Annotated in this window: 16 protein-coding genes; 13 read left to right on the top strand and 3 right to left on the bottom strand. The window is 68.2% G+C overall.

Translation table 11 applies throughout. The features are described from left to right. Nucleotides 1–79 precede the first annotated feature (79 nt). Together ACFPU0_RS25960 and ACFPU0_RS25955 are read left to right on the top strand one after the other, a co-directional pair. Nucleotides 80–352 carry a DUF4242 domain-containing protein gene (locus tag ACFPU0_RS25960; protein ID WP_377696171.1) on the top strand — a complete coding sequence of 91 codons (273 nt, stop codon included), beginning with the start codon at nucleotides 80–82 and terminating at the stop codon, nucleotides 350–352. An 8-nt stretch (nucleotides 353–360) separates the two neighbouring features. Then, nucleotides 361–1173, top strand: coding sequence for a class I SAM-dependent methyltransferase (locus ACFPU0_RS25955; RefSeq protein WP_377696170.1), 813 nt, complete (start codon nucleotides 361–363; stop codon nucleotides 1171–1173). 314 nt (nucleotides 1174–1487) lie between these two features. On the opposite strand, the gene glcC is transcribed toward ACFPU0_RS25955, so the two are convergent. Then, nucleotides 1488–2261, bottom strand: a complete 774-nt coding sequence (glcC, locus tag ACFPU0_RS25950) for a transcriptional regulator GlcC (RefSeq protein WP_377696169.1) — start codon at nucleotides 2259–2261, stop codon at nucleotides 1488–1490. Between the two features lie 234 nt (nucleotides 2262–2495). Here glcC and glcD point away from each other — a divergent pair, with 234 nt between their 5' ends. The 7 genes from glcD (at nucleotide 2496) to ACFPU0_RS25915 (ending at nucleotide 10470) form a co-directional block, all read left to right on the top strand. Beyond that, nucleotides 2496–3995: a glycolate oxidase subunit GlcD gene (gene glcD, locus ACFPU0_RS25945; RefSeq protein ID WP_377696249.1), complete on the top strand. Its 1500-nt coding sequence runs from the start codon at nucleotides 2496–2498 to the stop codon at nucleotides 3993–3995. Further along, on the top strand, nucleotides 3995–5050 hold the full coding sequence (glcE, locus tag ACFPU0_RS25940; protein ID WP_377696168.1) for a glycolate oxidase subunit GlcE: 1056 nt from the start codon (nucleotides 3995–3997) through the stop codon (nucleotides 5048–5050). The genes glcD and glcE overlap by 1 nt, the downstream gene beginning before the upstream one ends. Before the next feature lie 8 nt (nucleotides 5051–5058). Continuing rightward, entirely contained in the window at nucleotides 5059–6276 is a 1218-nt protein-coding gene (glcF, locus tag ACFPU0_RS25935; RefSeq protein WP_377696167.1) for a glycolate oxidase subunit GlcF, read from the top strand. Between the two features lie 51 nt (nucleotides 6277–6327). Further along, the gene (locus ACFPU0_RS25930) at nucleotides 6328–6729 is read left to right on the top strand and encodes a heme-binding protein (protein ID WP_377696166.1); all 402 of its coding nucleotides are present in this window, start codon (nucleotides 6328–6330) and stop codon (nucleotides 6727–6729) included. Nucleotides 6730–6748: 19 nt separating this feature from the next. After that, nucleotides 6749–8923 carry a malate synthase G gene (locus tag ACFPU0_RS25925; protein WP_377696165.1) on the top strand — a complete coding sequence of 725 codons (2175 nt, stop codon included), beginning with the start codon at nucleotides 6749–6751 and terminating at the stop codon, nucleotides 8921–8923. A 240-nt stretch (nucleotides 8924–9163) separates the two neighbouring features. Next, the gene (aroQ, locus tag ACFPU0_RS25920) at nucleotides 9164–9607 is read left to right on the top strand and encodes a type II 3-dehydroquinate dehydratase (RefSeq protein WP_377696164.1); all 444 of its coding nucleotides are present in this window, start codon (nucleotides 9164–9166) and stop codon (nucleotides 9605–9607) included. A gap of 5 nt (nucleotides 9608–9612) precedes the next feature. Further along, nucleotides 9613–10470 carry a shikimate dehydrogenase gene (locus ACFPU0_RS25915; RefSeq protein ID WP_377696163.1) on the top strand — a complete coding sequence of 286 codons (858 nt, stop codon included), beginning with the start codon at nucleotides 9613–9615 and terminating at the stop codon, nucleotides 10468–10470. Nucleotides 10471–10647: 177 nt separating this feature from the next. Here ACFPU0_RS25915 and ACFPU0_RS25910 read toward each other — a convergent pair whose 3' ends face one another. Beyond that, the gene (locus ACFPU0_RS25910) at nucleotides 10648–11418 is read right to left on the bottom strand and encodes an IclR family transcriptional regulator domain-containing protein (RefSeq protein ID WP_377696162.1); all 771 of its coding nucleotides are present in this window, start codon (nucleotides 11416–11418) and stop codon (nucleotides 10648–10650) included. Between the two features lie 236 nt (nucleotides 11419–11654). Between ACFPU0_RS25910 and ACFPU0_RS25905 the strand changes: the two genes are divergently transcribed. From ACFPU0_RS25905 to ACFPU0_RS25890, 4 genes are read left to right on the top strand one after another with little or no spacing between them, the layout of a single operon-like run. Next, complete coding sequence (locus ACFPU0_RS25905; protein WP_377696161.1) at nucleotides 11655–12464, top strand: shikimate dehydrogenase family protein; 810 nt, start codon at nucleotides 11655–11657, stop codon at nucleotides 12462–12464. 10 nt (nucleotides 12465–12474) lie between these two features. Then, on the top strand, nucleotides 12475–14193 hold the full coding sequence (locus ACFPU0_RS25900) for an FAD-dependent oxidoreductase (protein WP_377696160.1): 1719 nt from the start codon (nucleotides 12475–12477) through the stop codon (nucleotides 14191–14193). 10 nt (nucleotides 14194–14203) lie between these two features. Beyond that, nucleotides 14204–14524: an NIPSNAP family protein gene (locus tag ACFPU0_RS25895; protein WP_377696159.1), complete on the top strand. Its 321-nt coding sequence runs from the start codon at nucleotides 14204–14206 to the stop codon at nucleotides 14522–14524. Nucleotides 14525–14529: 5 nt separating this feature from the next. Then, nucleotides 14530–16260, top strand: coding sequence for an FAD-dependent oxidoreductase (locus tag ACFPU0_RS25890; RefSeq protein ID WP_377696158.1), 1731 nt, complete (start codon nucleotides 14530–14532; stop codon nucleotides 16258–16260). On the opposite strand, the gene ACFPU0_RS25885 is transcribed toward ACFPU0_RS25890, so the two are convergent. Then, complete coding sequence (locus tag ACFPU0_RS25885; protein ID WP_377696157.1) at nucleotides 16202–16870, bottom strand: TetR family transcriptional regulator; 669 nt, start codon at nucleotides 16868–16870, stop codon at nucleotides 16202–16204. The genes ACFPU0_RS25890 and ACFPU0_RS25885 overlap by 59 nt on opposite strands. Nucleotides 16871–16913 lie beyond the last annotated feature (43 nt).

Below are 16913 nucleotides of genomic sequence, written 5' to 3'. Positions count from 1 at the left end.
GTTCGCTTGCACGCCCCCTGCCGTCCAATCCATCCGGGGCGTGCCCGCAATGCCAGAAAAGCCAAGAAACGAGGTCACCATGCCCAAGTTCCTCATCGAAAGAGAGATACCGGAAGCTGGAAAACTCACGGAACGAGACCTCAAGGCCATATCGCAGAAGTCCTGCCGGGTGCTCAGAGACATCGGACCGGAGGTGCAGTGGGTCCAGAGCTACGTCACCGACGACAAGCTGTACTGCGTGTACATCGCCGCCAGCGAGGAGGTGGTCAGGGAACATGCCCGTCAGGGCGGTTTCCCGGCCAATCGCATCTCCCGCATCAGCTCGATCATCGACCCGACCACAGCCGAATGAGCCCCGAAATGACCACCGCTACTGATCTCAACGCACTGAAAAGCCGGCAGATGGCCTCCTGGGCCAGCGGCGACTACGCCGTGATCGGCACCACCCTGCAACTGGTCGGCGAACTGCTGGCCGAAGCCTGCGACCTGCGCCATGGCGAAACCGTGCTGGACGTCGCCGCCGGCAACGGCAACGCCACCCTGGCCGCCGCACGCCGTGGAGGCCGGGTGACCTCCACCGACTACGTGCCGGCCCTGCTGGAGCGTGGCCAGGAACGCGCCCGCGCCGAGCGCCTGGAGGTGACCTTCCAGCCCGCCGACGCCGAAGCCCTGCCATTCCCGGACGCCAGCTTCGACGTGGTGCTGTCCACCTTCGGGGTGATGTTCACGCCCGATCAGGCCAAGGCTGCCGCCGAACTGGCGCGGGTCTGCCGCCCCGGCGGACGCATCGGCCTGGCCAACTGGACGCCGGAAGGCTTCATCGGCCAGGTGTTCAAGACCCTTGGCCGCCACCTGCCGCCGCCACCCGGGGTACAGCCGCCGTCCCTCTGGGGCGTCGAAAGCCATCTGCGTGAACTGTTCGACGACAGCGCCCGGGAAATCTCGGTAGCCCGTCGCCTGTTCAACTTCCGCTACCAGTCGGCCGCGCACTTCATCGAGGTGTTCCGTACCTGGTACGGGCCGGTGCACAAGGCCTTCGCCGCCCTTCCCGCCGATGGCGCGTCGGCCCTGGAACGGGACCTGACCGAGCTGCTGGAACGCTACAACCGCGCAGGGCCGGAGTCGCTGATAGTGCCGAGCGAGTACCTGGAGGTGGTGATCACCCGTCGTTGAGGTGAAGGTCGTACCAGCCCCGCCAGGTAGCCCGGATTCCATCCCGGCTGAACAGCGTTTCTTGTGGGGGCGAATTCATTCGCTGACCGAGCCTGCTGGGGGATGCTGCGCATTCCTTCGCGATTGAAACCGCCCCCACAAGTCATCGCCTCCGAAAGTAGCCCGGATACGGCGCAAGGCCCCGTAGGGTGCGCCGTGCGCACCAGGCAATCCGCGCGGACGACACGGTGCGCGCAGCGCACCCTACCGCAAAGCGAACGCCTCGACGGCCAATCGCGCCCCCATGGCAGCAAGCGGCGCACAGCAGATCCGAATCAGGTCCAGCCCTCCAAACGCAGGGTCGCCCTGACCAGCCGCTGCTCCTCCTGCTCGATCTCCCTGAGGCTGTCGCGAATGCCGTGGATGTGGTCGCGGGCGGCGCGCTGGGCCTGTTCCGGCAGGCGCTCGATCACCGCGTGGTAGAGCCGCGAGTGCTGGCGGTCGAGTTGCTTCAGGCTGAGCGGCCGGTGATAGAGGTTGTTCACCGAGGCGAACACCGAGCTGAGCATCAGGTCGGTCAGCGACTGCAGGGTGTGCACCAGCACCGGGTTGTGCGAGGCCTCGCACACGGCCAGGTGGAAAGCGTGGTCCAGGTGGGCGTGCGCCTGGGAGTCCAGTCCTTCCGGGTCGGCGTGGGCGGCGAGCATTTCCTCGTAGCGCCGGGTGATCAGCACGAAGTCCGCCTCGGTGCCACGCAGTGCCGCCAGCCGGGCCGACTCGCCTTCCAGCAGAGCGCGCACTTCCAGCAGGTCGTAGAGGGTGCGCGGCTGGGAGCTGAACAGGTGCATCAGCGGGCTGGCGTCGCGCGGCCCGGTCAGCTCGGCGACATAGGAACCACTGCCCTGGCGGGTCTCGATGATGCCGCGCCCGCGCAGCACCTTCAGCCCCTCGCGCAGCGCCGAGCGGGAGATGCCCAGCTTGTCGCACAGGCGCCGCTCCGAAGGCAGCGCCTGTCCGGTCTTGAGTACGCCATCGACTATCAGTTGCTCGATGCGCTCGGCCACCACATCGGCGACCTGGCGGCGTTCGGCGGGCTTTTCGCCGGGCATCGGCCTTTCCTCCAGCTGGTAGGACCAGTTATCAGCCAAATTTCCAGGATCTGTATGAAACGCCCTACAGCATAGCGACAGCTGGAAAAGGAATGAACCATCCTTGCCTCCCGCGGAGAAAAAACTGGTAGGACCAGTCGAGCAACTGGTGGACGACAGGCGAAAACGGCGCCAATGATGGATTCAGGACTGCCCGGCAACCGCCGGCACCAGAACAACAAGACCGAGCCTGCCATGAACATCCTCTACGAAGAGCGCGTCGACGGCGCGCTGCCGAAAGTCGACAAGGCCGCCCTGCTGGCCGAGCTGCGCGAGCGCCTGCCGGACCTGGACATCCTCTACCGCGAGGAAGACCTCAAGCCCTACGAATGCGACGGCCTCTCCGCCTACCGCACCACGCCCATGCTGGTGGTGCTGCCGGAGCGCGTCGAGCAGGTCGAGCAGTTGCTCAGGCTCTGCCACCAGCGCCGCGTGCCGGTGGTGGCTCGTGGCGCCGGCACCGGCCTGTCCGGCGGCGCCCTGCCGCTGGAACAGGGCATCCTGCTGGTGATGGCGCGCTTCAACCGCATTCTCGAAGTCAGCCCGGCCGGGCGCTTCGCCCGCGTCCAGCCCGGCGTGCGCAACCTGGCGATTTCCCAGGCGGCCGCCCCCTTCGACCTCTATTACGCACCGGACCCGTCCTCGCAGATCGCCTGCTCCATCGGTGGCAACGTGGCGGAGAACGCCGGCGGCGTGCATTGCCTGAAATACGGCCTGACCGTGCACAACCTGCTCAAGGTGGAGATCCTCACGGTGGAAGGCGAACGCCTGACCCTGGGCTCCGACGCACTGGACAGCCCCGGCTTCGACCTGCTCGCGCTGTTCACCGGCTCGGAAGGCCTGCTCGGCGTGGTCACCGAGGTCACGGTCAAGCTGCTGCCCAAGCCGCAGGTGGCCAAGGTGCTGCTGGCGGCCTTCGATTCGGTGGAGAAGGCCGGCCGCGCGGTGGGCGACATCATCGCCGCCGGCATCATCCCCGGCGGCCTGGAGATGATGGACAACCTGGCGATCCGCGCCGCCGAAGACTTCATCCATGCCGGCTACCCGGTGGACGCCGAGGCCATCCTGCTCTGCGAACTGGACGGCGTGGAGGCGGACGTCCACGACGACTGCGAGCGGGTGCGCCAGGTGCTCGAAGCGGCCGGCGCCACCGAAGTGCGCCAGGCCCGCGACGAGGCCGAGCGCGTGCGCTTCTGGGCCGGGCGCAAGAACGCCTTCCCGGCGGTGGGCCGCATCTCGCCGGACTACTACTGCATGGACGGCACCATCCCGCGCCGCGAGCTGCCCGGCGTGCTGCGCGGCATCGCCGAGCTCTCCGCCGAGTACGGCCTGCGGGTGGCCAACGTGTTCCATGCCGGCGACGGCAACATGCACCCCTTGATCCTCTTCGATGCCAACCAGCCCGGCGAGCTGGAGCGGGCCGAGGCCCTGGGCGGGAAAATCCTCGAACTCTGCGTGGCGGTGGGCGGCAGCATCACCGGCGAGCACGGCGTGGGGCGCGAAAAGATCAACCAGATGTGCGCTCAGTTCAACGCCGACGAGCTGACCCTCTTCCATGGCGTGAAGGCGGCCTTCGACCCCAGCGGCCTGCTCAACCCGGGCAAGAACATCCCCACCCTGCACCGCTGCGCCGAATTCGGCGCCATGCATGTACATGCGGGCCAGCTGCCCTTCCCCGAACTGGAGCGCTTCTGATGAGCCAGACTTCCTTCGATGCCAGCATCCGCTTGCTGGAGCAGGTCAACCAGGCCATCGCCGAACGCCGTGCGCTGCGCATCCAGGGTGGCGGCAGCAAGGCGCGCCTCGGCCGGCCAGTTTCCGGCGAACTGCTGGATACCCGCGAGCATCGCGGCATCGTCACCTACGACCCCACCGAGCTGGTGGTGACGGTGCGCGCCGGCACCCCGCTGGCGGAGCTGGAGCAGGCGCTGGACGCCGCAGGCCAGCAGCTCGCCTGCGAGCCGCCGCACCTGGGCGCCGGCGCCACCGTGGGCGGCATGGTCGCCGCCGGCTTGTCCGGCCCGCGCCGGCCCTGGGCCGGTGCGGTGCGCGACTTCGTCCTCGGCACGCGGGTGATCACCGGTGGCGGCAAGCACCTGCGCTTCGGCGGCGAGGTGATGAAGAACGTCGCCGGCTACGACCTGTCGCGGCTGATGGCCGGCAGCTTCGGCTGTCTCGGGCTGCTCACCGAGGTTTCCCTCAAGGTGCTGCCCAAGCCCCGCGCCGTGGCCAACCTGCGCCTGGCGGTGGACGTGGCGGAAGCCCTGCGCAAGCTCGCCGAATGGGGCCAGCAGCCGCTGCCCATCAGCGCCGCCTGCCATGACGGCGACTACCTGCACCTGCGCGTGGAAGGTGGCGAGGGCTCGGTGGCCGCCGCCCGCGACCGTCTCGGCTGCGAAACCGTGGAGCCGGGCTTCTGGGAAGACCTCAAGGAGCAGCGCCTGCCCTTCTTCGCCGATCCCCGCCCGCTCTGGCGCCTGTCCCTGCCCAACGACACCCCGGCCCTGGACCTGCCCGGCGCCCAGCTGGTGGATTGGGGTGGTGCCCAGCGCTGGCTCAAGTCCGAGGCAGCGGCGGAGGAGATCCGCGCCGTCGCCAGCCGCGCCGGTGGCCACGCCACCTGCTTCCAAGCCTGCGACAGCCCCTTCCAGCCGCTGCCGGCGGCGCTGCTGCGCTACCACCGCCAGCTCAAGGCGCAACTGGACCCGCAGGGGATCTTCAACCCCGGGCGGATGTACGCAGAAGTCTGAGGCCGCACATGCAAACCCATCTGAGTGAACAGGCCCGCGCCCTGCCGCGCGGCGAAGAGGCCGAAGCCATCCTGCGCGCCTGCGTGCACTGCGGCTTCTGCAATGCCACCTGCCCCACCTACCAGTTGCTCGGCGACGAGCTGGACGGCCCGCGTGGGCGCATCTACCTGATGAAACAGGTGCTCGAAGGCCATGAGCCCAGCGCCAGCACCCTGCAGCACCTGGATCGCTGCCTGACCTGCCGCAACTGCGAGACCACCTGCCCCTCCGGCGTGCAGTACCACAACCTGCTGGATATCGGCCGCGCGGTGGTCGAGGAACAAGTGCCGCGCCCCCTTGGCGAGCGCATGCTGCGCGCCGGGCTGCGTGCCGTGGTGCCCCATGCCGGGCTGTTCAAGGCGCTGGTGCACACCGGGAACGCCCTCCGCCCGCTGCTGCCGGAAGCGCTCAAGGCCAAGCTGCCGCGCCAGGTTCGCCCGGCGCGTCCACGTCCTGCCGTCCGCCACGCCCGCCATGTGCTGATGCTCGAAGGCTGCGTGCAGCCGGGGCTTTCCCCCAACACCAATGCCGCCGCCGCCCGGGTGCTGGACCGCCTGGGCATCAGCGTCGAGCCAGCCCGTGAGGCGGGTTGCTGCGGCGCCGTGGACTATCACCTGAACGCCCAGGCCGCCGGCCTCGACCGCGCCCGGCGCAATATCGACGCCTGGTGGCCGGCCATCGAAGCCGGCGCCGAAGCCATAGTGCAGACGGCCAGCGGCTGCGGTGCCTTCGTCAAGGACTACGGCCACCTGCTCAAGGACGACCCGCACTACGCCGCCAAGGCCGAGCGGGTCAGCCAACTGGCCAGGGACCTGGTGGAAGTGTTGCGCGATGCGCCGCTGGAAAGCCTCGGCATCCGCGGCGACCTGCGCCTGGCCTTCCACTGCCCCTGCACCCTGCAACATGCACAGAAGCTCGGCGGCGCGGTGGAGGGCGTGCTGCGCCGACTGGGCTTCCACCTGACGCCGGTGGCGGACGGGCACCTCTGCTGCGGCTCCGCCGGTACTTACTCCATCACCCAGCCGGAGCTGTCGCGGCAACTGCGCGACAACAAGCTCAACGCCCTGGAGAGCGGCCAGCCCCAGGTCATCGCCACCGCCAACATCGGCTGCCAGACCCACCTGGACGGCGCCGGCCGCACGCCCGTCAGGCATTGGATCGAACTGGTGGACGAAGCCATGGGCTGAAGAAAGACCCTGCCAGTTCGTAACGAACCGAACTCAACTGCGAGGTAAACCATGCATACCAAAGCCGTGCTCAACCTGAGCGAAGTCACCCGCATCCTCGCCGCCGCCCGTGCCGAGGCCGACGCCAACCAATGGAACGTGGCCATCGCCGTGGTCGATGACGGCGGCCATCCGCTGGCCCTGGAGCGCCTCGACGGTTGCGCGCCGATAAGCGCCTACATCGCCACCGAGAAAGCCCGCACCGCCGCCCTCGGCCGCCGCGAGTCCAAGGGCTATGAAGACATGGTCAATGGTGGACGCAGCGCCTTCCTCTCGGCGCCACTGCTGACCTCCCTGGAAGGCGGCGTGCCGGTGCTGGTGGACGGCCAGGTGGTCGGCGCCGTCGGCGTGTCCGGCGTCAAGGCCGAGCAGGATGCCCAGATCGCCCGTGCCGGCGCCCAGTGCCTGGCCTGAGATTCAACGGAGAAACAGCATGACCGAACGCGTATCCCGCCACCGCCTGCAGGTGGCAACCGAGCTGGCCGCCTTCATCGACAACGAAGCGCTGCCGTCCACCGGCCTGGAGCAGGCCGCCTTCTGGCGGGGCTTCGACGCCCTGGTCCATGACCTGGCGCCGAAGAACCGTGCCCTGCTTGCCGAGCGCGACCGTCTGCAAGCGGAGCTCGACACCTGGCATCGCGCCAACCCCGGTCCGATTCGTGATATGCCGGCCTACCGTGCCTTTCTCGGCGAAATCGGCTACCTGGTGCAGGAGCCTGCCCAGGTGCGGATCAACACCGCCAATGTCGACCCGGAACTCGCCGAACAGGCCGGGCCGCAGCTGGTGGTGCCGGTATCCAATTCGCGCTATGCGCTGAACGCCGCCAATGCACGCTGGGGCTCGCTCTACGATGCCCTCTACGGCACCGATGCCATCGCCGAAGACCAGGGCGCCGAAAAAGGCGCCGGCTACAACCCGGTGCGCGGCGCGCGGGTGATCGCCTTCGCCCGCGCCTTCCTCGACCAGGCCGCGCCACTGGCCGACGGCTCCCATGCCGAGGCCACCGGCTACCGGGTGGAGGACGGCCAGCTGCAGGTCAGCCTCGGCAACCGCCAGAGCGGCCTGCGCGATCCGCAGCGCTTCGTCGGCTACCAGGGCGCAGCCGAGGCGCCCAGCGCCATCCTGCTGAAGAACCATGGCCTGCACGTCGAAATCCAGATCGACGCCAACCACCCGATCGGCAAGACCGACGCCGCCGGCGTGAAGGACGTGCTGCTGGAAGCGGCGCTGAGCACCATCATGGATTGCGAGGACTCGGTGGCCGCGGTGGACGCCGCCGACAAGGTGCAGGTCTACCGCAACTGGCTGGGCCTGATGAAGGGCGACCTCACCGAGGCCGTCAGCAAGGGCGGCAGGACCTTCACCCGCAGCCTCAACCCGGATCGCCACTACACCGCCGCCGACGGCTCGGCCCTGAGCCTGCCCGGCCGGTCGCTGATGTTCGTGCGCAATGTCGGCCACCTGATGACCAACCCGGCGATCCTCGACGGCGAAGGCCGGGAGATCCCCGAGGGAATCCTCGACGGAGTGATCACCACCCTGGCGGCGCTGCATGACCTGCACAGCCGGCGCAACTCGCGGCGCGGCTCCATCTATATCGTCAAGCCGAAGATGCATGGCCCGGCCGAAGTCGCCTTCGCCGACGAACTCTTCGGCCGCGTGGAAGACCTGCTGGGCCTGCCGCGCCATACCCTGAAGATGGGCATCATGGACGAGGAGCGGCGCACCAGTGTCAACCTCCAGGCCTGCCTCGCCGCCGCTTCGGCACGGGTCGCCTTCATCAATACCGGCTTCCTCGACCGCACCGGCGACGAGATGCACACGGCCATGGAGGCCGGCCCCATGCTGCGCAAGGGCGACATGAAGTCTACTGCCTGGATCCAGGCCTACGAGCGCAACAATGTGCTGGTGGGCCTGGCCTGCGGCCTGCGCGGCCGGGCGCAGATCGGCAAGGGCATGTGGGCCATGCCGGACCTGATGGCCGCCATGCTGGAGCAGAAGATCGCCCACCCCAGGGCCGGCGCCAACACCGCCTGGGTACCCTCGCCCACCGCCGCGGTGCTGCATGCGCTGCACTACCACCAGGTGGATGTGCAGGCGGTGCAGCAGGAGCTGGAGCGTATCGATCTCGCCGCCGAGCGCGAAGGGCTGCTGGACGGCCTGTTGACGGTGCCGGTGGCCGAGAAGCCCGACTGGAGCCCGGACGCCATACGCGAAGAACTGGAGAACAACGCCCAGGGCCTGCTCGGCTATGTGGTGCGCTGGGTGGAACAGGGCGTCGGCTGCTCCAAGGTGCCGGACATCCACGACGTGGGCCTGATGGAAGACCGCGCCACCCTGCGCATCTCCAGCCAGCACATGGCCAACTGGCTGCGCCACGGCGTGGTCAGCCGCGATCAGGTACTGGAGGTGCTGCAGCGCATGGCGAAGGTGGTGGACCAGCAGAACGCCAGCGATCCGAACTACCGGCCGATGGCGCCGGACTTCGACGCCTCCATCGCCTTCCAGGCCGCCTGTGCCCTGGTCTTCGAAGGCTGCGCCCAGCCCAGCGGCTACACTGAGCCGCTGCTGCACCGCTTCCGCCTGGCGTTCAAGCACCGAGCATGAACCGTCCGTAGGGTGCGCCGCACGCACCAAAGCGCTCGCGCAGAGGTTCCGGTGCGCACAGCGCACCCTACGACATGATCCGGATCTCGGCCGGCCCCCGGCCAATCCTCCTATTCCCGTCCGATAACCGCACGCTAATCCCTGCGGCAAATTGACCTAATTAACTAGTTAGTACATTTTCATTGCCAGACCGTCCCGGCTCCCCGGCCGGGCCAGAACAACAATGGAGATATCGCTGTAATGACTCGCACTGTCCTGGTCCTCAACGGCCCGAACCTCAATATGCTCGGCACCCGTGAGCCCGCCACCTACGGCCATGAAACCCTCGCCGACATCGCTGCCCTGTGTGGCCGCACCGCCGCCGGGCTGGGCTTCGAGGTGGACTTCCGCCAGACCAACCATGAAGGCGAGTTGATCGACTGGATCCACCAGGCTCGCGGTCGCTGCGCCGGCATCCTGATCAACCCCGCCGCCTGGACCCATACTTCCGTGGCCATCCGCGACGCCCTGGTGGCCAGCGAGCTGCCGGTGATCGAAGTGCACCTGTCCAACGTGCACAAGCGCGAGGAATTCCGCCACCACTCCTTCGTTTCCGCCATCGCCGTCGGCGTGATCTGCGGCCTCGGCAGCCAGGGCTACAGCCTGGCGTTGCAGCACTTCGGCCAACTGTTCAACAAGGGGTGAGCGCCATGTCCAACCACCAGAACGCAGTGCTCGCCGGCCTGATCGGCGCCGGCATCCAGGCATCCCGCACCCCGGCCATGCACGAGCACGAGGGCGATGCCCAGGGCCTGCGTTACCTCTACCGGTTGATCGACCTCGATCAGCTGAAGCTGGACAGCTCCGCCCTTCCCGACCTGCTCGCCGCCGCCGAGCGCATGGGCTACACCGGTCTGAACATCACCTTCCCCTGCAAGCAGGCGATCATCCCGCTGCTGGACGAACTTTCCCCCGAGGCCGCCGGCATCGGCGCGGTGAACACCGTGGTACTGAAGGATGGCAAGCGCGTCGGCCACAACACCGACTGCCTGGGCTTCGGCGAAGGCTTCCGTCGTGGCCTGCCGGATGTGCAGCGCCGCCAGGTGGTGCAGATGGGCGCCGGTGGCGCCGGTTCGGCGGTGGCCCATGCGCTGCTGGCCGAGGGCGTCGAACGCCTGACCCTGTTCGAAGTGGACGCCGTGCGTGGCCAGGCCCTGGTGGACAGCCTCAACCAGCACTTCGGCGCCGGCCGCGCGGCCTTGGGCACCGACCTGGCCAATGCCATGGCCGAAGCCGATGGCCTGGTGAACACCACGCCCATCGGCATGGCCAAGCTGCCGGGCACCCCGGTGCCGGCCGGGCTGTTGCGACCCGAGCTGTGGGTGGCGGAGATCATCTACTTCCCGCTGGAAACCGAGCTGCTGCGCGACGCCCGCGCCCTCGGCTGCCGCACCCTGGACGGCGGCACCATGGCGGTGTTCCAGGCGGTGAAGGCCTTCGAACTGTTCAGCGGTGTGACCGCGGACGCTCAGCGTATGATGGCCCACTTCGCCAGCATGAATGGCTGACCCGGACGGTGGAAATCCGCCACGCGGATTTCCACCCTACGATTGCGCCCGTAGGGTGGATAGCGCTTTTCTATCCACCAACGCTCCGGCTCAGGCCCTTGCGGTGGCAATCCCTCACCGGGATTTCCACCCTACGAATCTGATTCCAAGGTGGGCCTCAGCCTACGGCAGCACCGTTCAATCCAGCACCGGCTTGAGCAGCGCCTGCGCCTCGTACAGGGGCGTCAGGTAGCGCTGGCGCATCTCCTCGCCGCTCACGCGTGACGCGTGAGTGGTGATGGTCAGGCTGGCTTTCAACTCGCCCTTGCGGTTGGTCAGCGGCACGCCCAGCACGCACATCCCCGCCTCGTATTCCTGGTCCACCACGGCGAAGCCCTGGGTGGCCACCTTCCGCAGTTCCGTTTTCAGTTCCTCGATCCCGATTCGCGTATAGGGCGTCAGCTGGCGCAGCGGTACCCGTGCGAAATAGGCCTCCAGCTCTTCCGGCGAGAACGACGCCAGCCAGATACGCCCGCTGGCCGTGCAGTACATCGGCATCCGCGAGCCCGGCCGGATCGACAGCGAAGCGATATGGCTGTAGCGGCTGCGGACGATATGCACGATGTCGTCACCGTCCCGCAGCCCCACCGAGACATGCTCCTGGGTGGTCCGCGCCACCTGCTCTACTATCGGCCGCAGCATGCGCGGCAGCTGTGCCGAATCCACGTAGGCCTGGCCGATGCGCAGGGCCTTGGCGGTCAGCCAGTAATGGCGGCCGTCGGTCTCGGCGAAACCTTCATGGACCAGGGTCAGCAGGAAACGCCGCGCGGCGCTCTGGGTCAGGCCCGACATGGCGGCGGCCTGGGGCACGGACAGGCGCGGATGCTCGTCGCTGAACAGCTGCATCAGCGCCAGGCCCTTCTGCAGGCCCGCGATCAGGTCGCGCTGGTGGATCACCGGTGTCTTCATCCGCTCTACCCTGCCCTCTATGTGCCGCGTGTTCGCCCCGTAGGGTGCGCCGTGCGCACCACGGACCCCGTGCAGGAGTTGCGGTGCGCGCAGCGCACCCTACGGACTGATTTCGCCGAATAGTGCGATTATCGCAGTGGTGTTGCGATCATCAAGCAAAACAGCCCTCGGATTCATTGGCTGCCCCCTGGCCGCTGGCAATACTGCCGGCACAACAACAAGCCCAGGAGATCAGCATGATCCGTGGTTCGACCGAACTGGTGGCCATCATCGGCAGCCCCATCGCCCAGGTGAAATCGCCGGAAAACTTCAACACCTGGTTCGCCGAGAACGGCCGGGAGCTGGCGATGATCGCCGTGGACATGGCCGAGCAGAATCTCGCCACCTTCATCCAGGCCCTGCGCGGCTGGAAGAACCTGCGCGGCTGCGTGGTGACCGTGCCCTACAAGCAGGTTCTGGCCGGCCAGCTGGACCAGCTCAGCCCCCGCGCCGCGGCTCTCGGCTCGGTGAACGTGATCCGCCGCGAGGCCGATGGCCGGCTGCTGGGCGACAACGTCGACGGCGAAGGCTTCCTCAAGGCCGCCCACGCCCATGGTTTCGAGCCATCCGGCAAGCGCGCCCTGGTGGTGGGCTCCGGCGGCGTTGGCGCAGCCATCGCCTACGGCCTCTGCGAAGCCGGCGTGGGCGAACTGGTGATCGCCGACCTCGACCAGCCCCGTGCCGAACACCTGGCCGGCGTGTTGCGCGGCGCCTTCCCGGGCCTTGCGGTCGGCAATGCCTACGACGGCCTCGGTGCCTTCGACCTGGTGGTCAACGCCACTCCCGTGGGCATGGGCGATACCGGCGAATTGCCGCTGCCGGGCGTTCTGCTGGAGAGCCTTTCCCCCAAGGCGCTGGTGGCCGACGTGGTGACCAGCCCGGTGATCACCCCCTTCCTCGCCCTCGCCCGGAACCTCGGCTGCCGCATCCAGACCGGACCGGAAATGGCCCGCGCGCAGATGGGCAATCTCGGTGCCCATATGGGCGTGATGCCGCCGGATGCCTGAGGAGCGTGCCATGAACACAGCCGTGCAGCCGCCCCGGGCGGAAAACATCGCAGGCACCTGGGACCTGATCGTCCTGGGCAGCGGCGCCGCCGGATTCGCCGCGGCCACCACCGCCGCCTGCAAGGGCCTGAAGGTGCTGATGGTGGAAAAGGCCACCCAGTTCGGCGGCACCTCGGCCATTTCCGGTGGCGCCGTGTGGATCTTCGACAGCGACCAGGCCCGTGCCGCCGGCATCCAGGACAGTCCCGAGGCCATCCGCACCTACCTGAAGAAAACCATCGGTCCCGGCTACAACCCCGAATTGGTGGAGTCCTTCATCCGCCATGGACGCGAAGCGCTGGGCTTCCTCGAGCGGAACAGCGAGCTGGCCTATACCCTGCGGCCCTTCTCGCCGGACTACTACCCGCTGGAAGAAGGCGCCACCGACCGCGGCCGCGCCCTGGAGATGGTGGAGTACGACGGCCGCCGCCTGGGCCCGCGCTTCAAGGACCTGCGCCGCCCGCCGGAGGGCATGCTGCTGTTCGGCGGCATGATGGTGAACCGCGTCGATATCCAGCACTTCCTCAGCTTCCGCCGCTCGCCGAGGTCGCTCTGGCATTGCCTGAAGCTGCTGGCGCGCTACGGCCGCGACCGCCTCGGCCACGAGCGCGGCACCCGCCTCACCGTGGGTAATGCCCTGATCGCCCGCCTGGCCACCAGCGCCTTCGCCAAGGGTGTCGAACTCTGGCTGGACTGCAGCGCCGAATCCCTGATCCTCGACCGGGGCCGCGTCTGCGGCGTGCGGGTACGCAAGGACGGCCAGCTGCTCGACCTGCATGCCCGTGGCGGCGTGGTCTGTGCCATGGGCGGTTTCGCCGCCGGCGAGCAGGCCGCGCAGTTCCGACCGGACACCGGCGGCGACCACCTGACCATGTCGCCGGCGACCAACGATGGCGCCGCCCTGGCCCTGGGCGCCAAAGTGGACGCGGCCACCGGCCAGGGCATGGCGGCCAACTTCTTCTGGGCGCCGGTTTCGCAGGTGCGTCGGCCCGGCGGAGAACTGGAGCGCTTCCCGCACCTGGTCACCGACCGCGCCAAGCCGGGGATCATCGCGGTGAACCATGCGGGCCGGCGCTTCACCAACGAGGCCGACTCCTACCACAGCTTCGTCCAGGCCATGCAGCGGGAGGGCAACGCGCCCTGCTGGCTGATCTGCGATGCCGAGGCCATGGGCCGTTACGGCATGGGCCTGGCGCGACCGAGCCCGGTGGACAACAGCGCGCTGGTCGAAGCCGGCTACCTGTTCCGCGCCGATACGCCGGAGCAGTTGGCGCAGGTCCTCGGGGTCGACCCGCAAGGGCTCGCCACCACCCTCGCCCGGCACAACGAAGATGCCCGTGCCGGCGTCGACCGCGACTTCGGCAAGGGCGCCACCAGCTACAACCAGTCCCTGGGCGACCCGCATCATCAGCCCAACCCTTGCCTGGCACCGCTGACCCGGGCGCCCTGGTACGCCATCCGCATCCATACCGGCGACCTGGGCTCGGCCCGCGGACTGGTCACGGACGCCAATGCCAATGTCCTGGACCGCCAGGGCCGGCCCATCGCCGGCCTGTACGCCGCCGGCAACGACATGAACTCGATCATGGACGGCACCTACCCCGGCCCCGGCATCACCATCGGCCCGGGCCTGACGTTCGGCTACCTCGCCGCCTGCCACATCGCCGACCGCCTGCAATCCAATCGCTGAGGACAGCACCATGTATTACGAACTGCGCACCTACACCATCAAGCCCACCAAACTGGCCGACTGGCTGGCCCTCTACCGCAGCCACTGCCTGGAGTTGCAGACCGAGCACCTGGGCAAGCTGGTGGGTTTCTTCACCACCGAGTTCGGCGAGGCCAACCAGGTGGTGCACATCTGGGCCTACGAAAGCCTCGACGATCGTGCCGAACGTCGCGCCAAGATGGCGGCAGACCCGCGCTGGGCCGAGTTCGGCCGCCTGAACAAGGAGCTGGATGCCGTGGTGCATCTCGAGTCGCGCCTGATGCGCCCCACCGCCTTCTCGCCGCTGCAGTGAGCGCCATGGTCGAACACCACTGCGATGTGCTGGTGATCGGCTCCGGCGCCTCCGGCCTGGCCGCGGCGGTCACCGCCGCACACCAGGGCCTGCAGGTACTGGTGGCGGAGAAGACCGGCCAGCTCGGCGGCAGCAGCGCCTGGTCCGGCGGCTGGCTGTGGATTCCACGCAATCCCCTGGCCCGGGCCGAAGGCATCGAGGACTCCGAGGAGGCGGTGGAAAGCTACCTGCGCACCGAACTGGGCGTGGAGCAACTGGATGAACGCCTGCGCGCCTTCCTTCGCCATGGCCCGGAGATGGTGGACTTCTTCCAGCGCCATACCCAGGTGCAGTTCCAGTCCGGCAGCCGCATGCCGGACATGCACGACGCCCCCGGCGCTGTGCGCGGCGGCCGCTCCCTCTGCGCCCTGCCCTATGACGGCCGCCGTCTCGGCCCCTGGCTGCGGGCCCTGCGCCCACCCCTGGACCTGATCAGCCCGGGTGGCATGGGTATCGCGGGCGGTGCGGACCTGGCGCACTTTCTCAATGCCAGCCGCTCGCCGCGCTCGGCCCTCTACGTCGCCGGACGCCTGCTGCGGCATTGGCGTGATCGCCTGCTGCATGGCCGTGGCCTGCACCTGGTCAATGGCAATGCCCTGGTGGCGCGCCTGCTACGCAGCGCGCTCGATCTGGGAGTGAGCCTGGAGACCGGCGCGGCCGCCAGGTGCCTGCTGCGGGACGGTGAACGCATCATCGGCGCGGAACTGCAGCAGGATGGCCGTGTGGTGAAGGTGATGGCCCGTCGCGGCGTGGTCCTGGCCTGTGGCGGCTTTCCCCATGATCGCCAGCGCAGCGCCCGGCTGTTCGGCCACGAGCACCTTTCTGCCGCGCCGAAGAGCAATACCGGCGACGGCCTGCGACTGGGCGAAGCCGTGGGCGCCCGGGTCGCCGAGGACCTGTCCAGCCCCGCCGCCTGGGCACCGGTCTCGCGGGTGCCGCGCGCCGACGGTGGTTTCAGCGGTTTCCCGCACCTGATGGAACGCGCCAAGCCAGGCTTCATCGCCGTGCTGCGCAATGGCCGGCGCTTCACCAACGAGGCCGACTCCTACCATGACTTCATGAATGCGCTATTCCGCGCCACCCCGGCCGGGGAAGAACCGGCCGCCTGGCTGATCTGCGACCACCGCGCCCAGCGCCGCTACGGCATCGGCCGGGCGCGGCCCTTTCCTTTCCCGACTGGTGGCCATGTGCGCAACGGCTACCTGCACAAGGCGGCAACCCTCGCCGAACTGGCTCGCCAATGCGGTATGGACGGGGCGCAACTGGAAGCGACGGTGGCAGCGTTCAACGCCTATGCCGAACGCGGCAGCGACCCGGAATTCCAGCGCGGCACTTCGCCCTACAACCGGGCCCAGGGCGAACCGCTGCATGGCCCCAATCCATCTCTGGGGGCGCTTCGCCAGGGCCCCTTCTATGCCGTGAAGCTGGTACCCGGCAGCCTGGGCACCTTTGCCGGACTGCGCACCGATGCCTCGGCGCGGGCGCTGGACGACCGGGGCGACGCCATCCCCGGTCTTTATGTGGTGGGCAACGACATGGCCAGCGTGATGGCTGGGCACTACCCCAGCGGCGGGATCACCCTGGGGCCGGGAATGACCTTCGGCTACCTGGCCGGCCTCGCCCTGGCGACGGAAACGGTCAGGCCTGCAGGTAACGCAGCACCGACTCGCAGATCATTTCCTTGTGCCGCGTCTTGACCTGCTCGTCGGTGAGGTCGATCTGGAAGATCTCGCCGAAGGTATTGCGGTTGGAGACGCGATAGAAGCAGAAGGAGCTGATCAGCAGGTGCAGGTCGAGGGCGTTGAGGCCGGAGCGGAACACGCCCTCGGCCTCGCCGCGGCGGAGGATCTCGCCGAGGGCGTCGAGGACGGTGGTGCTCATGGAGCGAATGGCCTTGGACTGCTTGACGTACTCGCCATGGTGGATGTTCTCGATGCTGACGATGCGCACGAAATCCACGTTGCGGTCATGGTGGTCGAAGGTGAACTCCACCAGGCGGCGGATCGCCTCGCGGGGTTCCAGTTCGGCCAGGTGCAGCTTGCCTTCGGTGCTGCGGATATCGCCGTAGAGCTTTTCCAGCACTTCGACATAGAGCTGCTCCTTGCTGCCGAAGTAGTAGTAGATCATCCGCTTGGAGGTGTGCATGCGCTCGGCGATGGCGTCCACCCTGGCCCCGGACAGGCCCTGCTGGACGAACTCGGCGATGGCCGCCTGGAGGATGTTCTCGCGGGTTTTCTCCGGATTGTTCTTGCGCCCTTTGCGGGGAGCCTCTGCGGACAGGTCTGGGAGTTCGGCAGTTATTGTCATCTTGGGCTCACGGCCAGCGGAAACTGGAACGATTATGGGCTGG

It is taken from the genome of Pseudomonas sp. GCM10022186, from assembly GCF_042656385.1.
GTDB lineage: Bacteria > Pseudomonadota > Gammaproteobacteria > Pseudomonadales > Pseudomonadaceae > Metapseudomonas.
The sequence above is the reverse complement of the archived record's forward strand: the minus strand, read 5'-3'. Positions and strand labels throughout refer to the sequence as shown.

Bases quoted from the DNA above. Each gene is read 5' to 3' on its own strand.
- ACFPU0_RS25890 (WP_377696158.1), top strand. From the start codon at position 14,530: ATGGTCGAACACCACTGCGATGTGCTGGTGATCGGCTCCGGCGCCTCC.
- ACFPU0_RS25915 (WP_377696163.1), top strand. From the start codon at position 9,613: ATGTCCAACCACCAGAACGCAGTGCTCGCCGGCCTGATCGGCGCCGGC.
- ACFPU0_RS25905 (WP_377696161.1), top strand. From the start codon at position 11,655: ATGATCCGTGGTTCGACCGAACTGGTGGCCATCATCGGCAGCCCCATC.
- ACFPU0_RS25930 (WP_377696166.1), top strand. From the start codon at position 6,328: ATGCATACCAAAGCCGTGCTCAACCTGAGCGAAGTCACCCGCATCCTC.
- glcE (WP_377696168.1), top strand. From the start codon at position 3,995: ATGAGCCAGACTTCCTTCGATGCCAGCATCCGCTTGCTGGAGCAGGTC.
- glcC (WP_377696169.1), bottom strand. From the start codon at position 2,261: ATGCCCGGCGAAAAGCCCGCCGAACGCCGCCAGGTCGCCGATGTGGTG.
- ACFPU0_RS25960 (WP_377696171.1), top strand. From the start codon at position 80: ATGCCCAAGTTCCTCATCGAAAGAGAGATACCGGAAGCTGGAAAACTC.
- glcF (WP_377696167.1), top strand. From the start codon at position 5,059: ATGCAAACCCATCTGAGTGAACAGGCCCGCGCCCTGCCGCGCGGCGAA.
- ACFPU0_RS25900 (WP_377696160.1), top strand. From the start codon at position 12,475: ATGAACACAGCCGTGCAGCCGCCCCGGGCGGAAAACATCGCAGGCACC.
- ACFPU0_RS25925 (WP_377696165.1), top strand. From the start codon at position 6,749: ATGACCGAACGCGTATCCCGCCACCGCCTGCAGGTGGCAACCGAGCTG.
- aroQ (WP_377696164.1), top strand. From the start codon at position 9,164: ATGACTCGCACTGTCCTGGTCCTCAACGGCCCGAACCTCAATATGCTC.
- ACFPU0_RS25910 (WP_377696162.1), bottom strand. From the start codon at position 11,418: ATGAAGACACCGGTGATCCACCAGCGCGACCTGATCGCGGGCCTGCAG.
- ACFPU0_RS25895 (WP_377696159.1), top strand. From the start codon at position 14,204: ATGTATTACGAACTGCGCACCTACACCATCAAGCCCACCAAACTGGCC.
- ACFPU0_RS25955 (WP_377696170.1), top strand. From the start codon at position 361: ATGACCACCGCTACTGATCTCAACGCACTGAAAAGCCGGCAGATGGCC.
- ACFPU0_RS25885 (WP_377696157.1), bottom strand. From the start codon at position 16,870: ATGACAATAACTGCCGAACTCCCAGACCTGTCCGCAGAGGCTCCCCGC.
- glcD (WP_377696249.1), top strand. From the start codon at position 2,496: ATGAACATCCTCTACGAAGAGCGCGTCGACGGCGCGCTGCCGAAAGTC.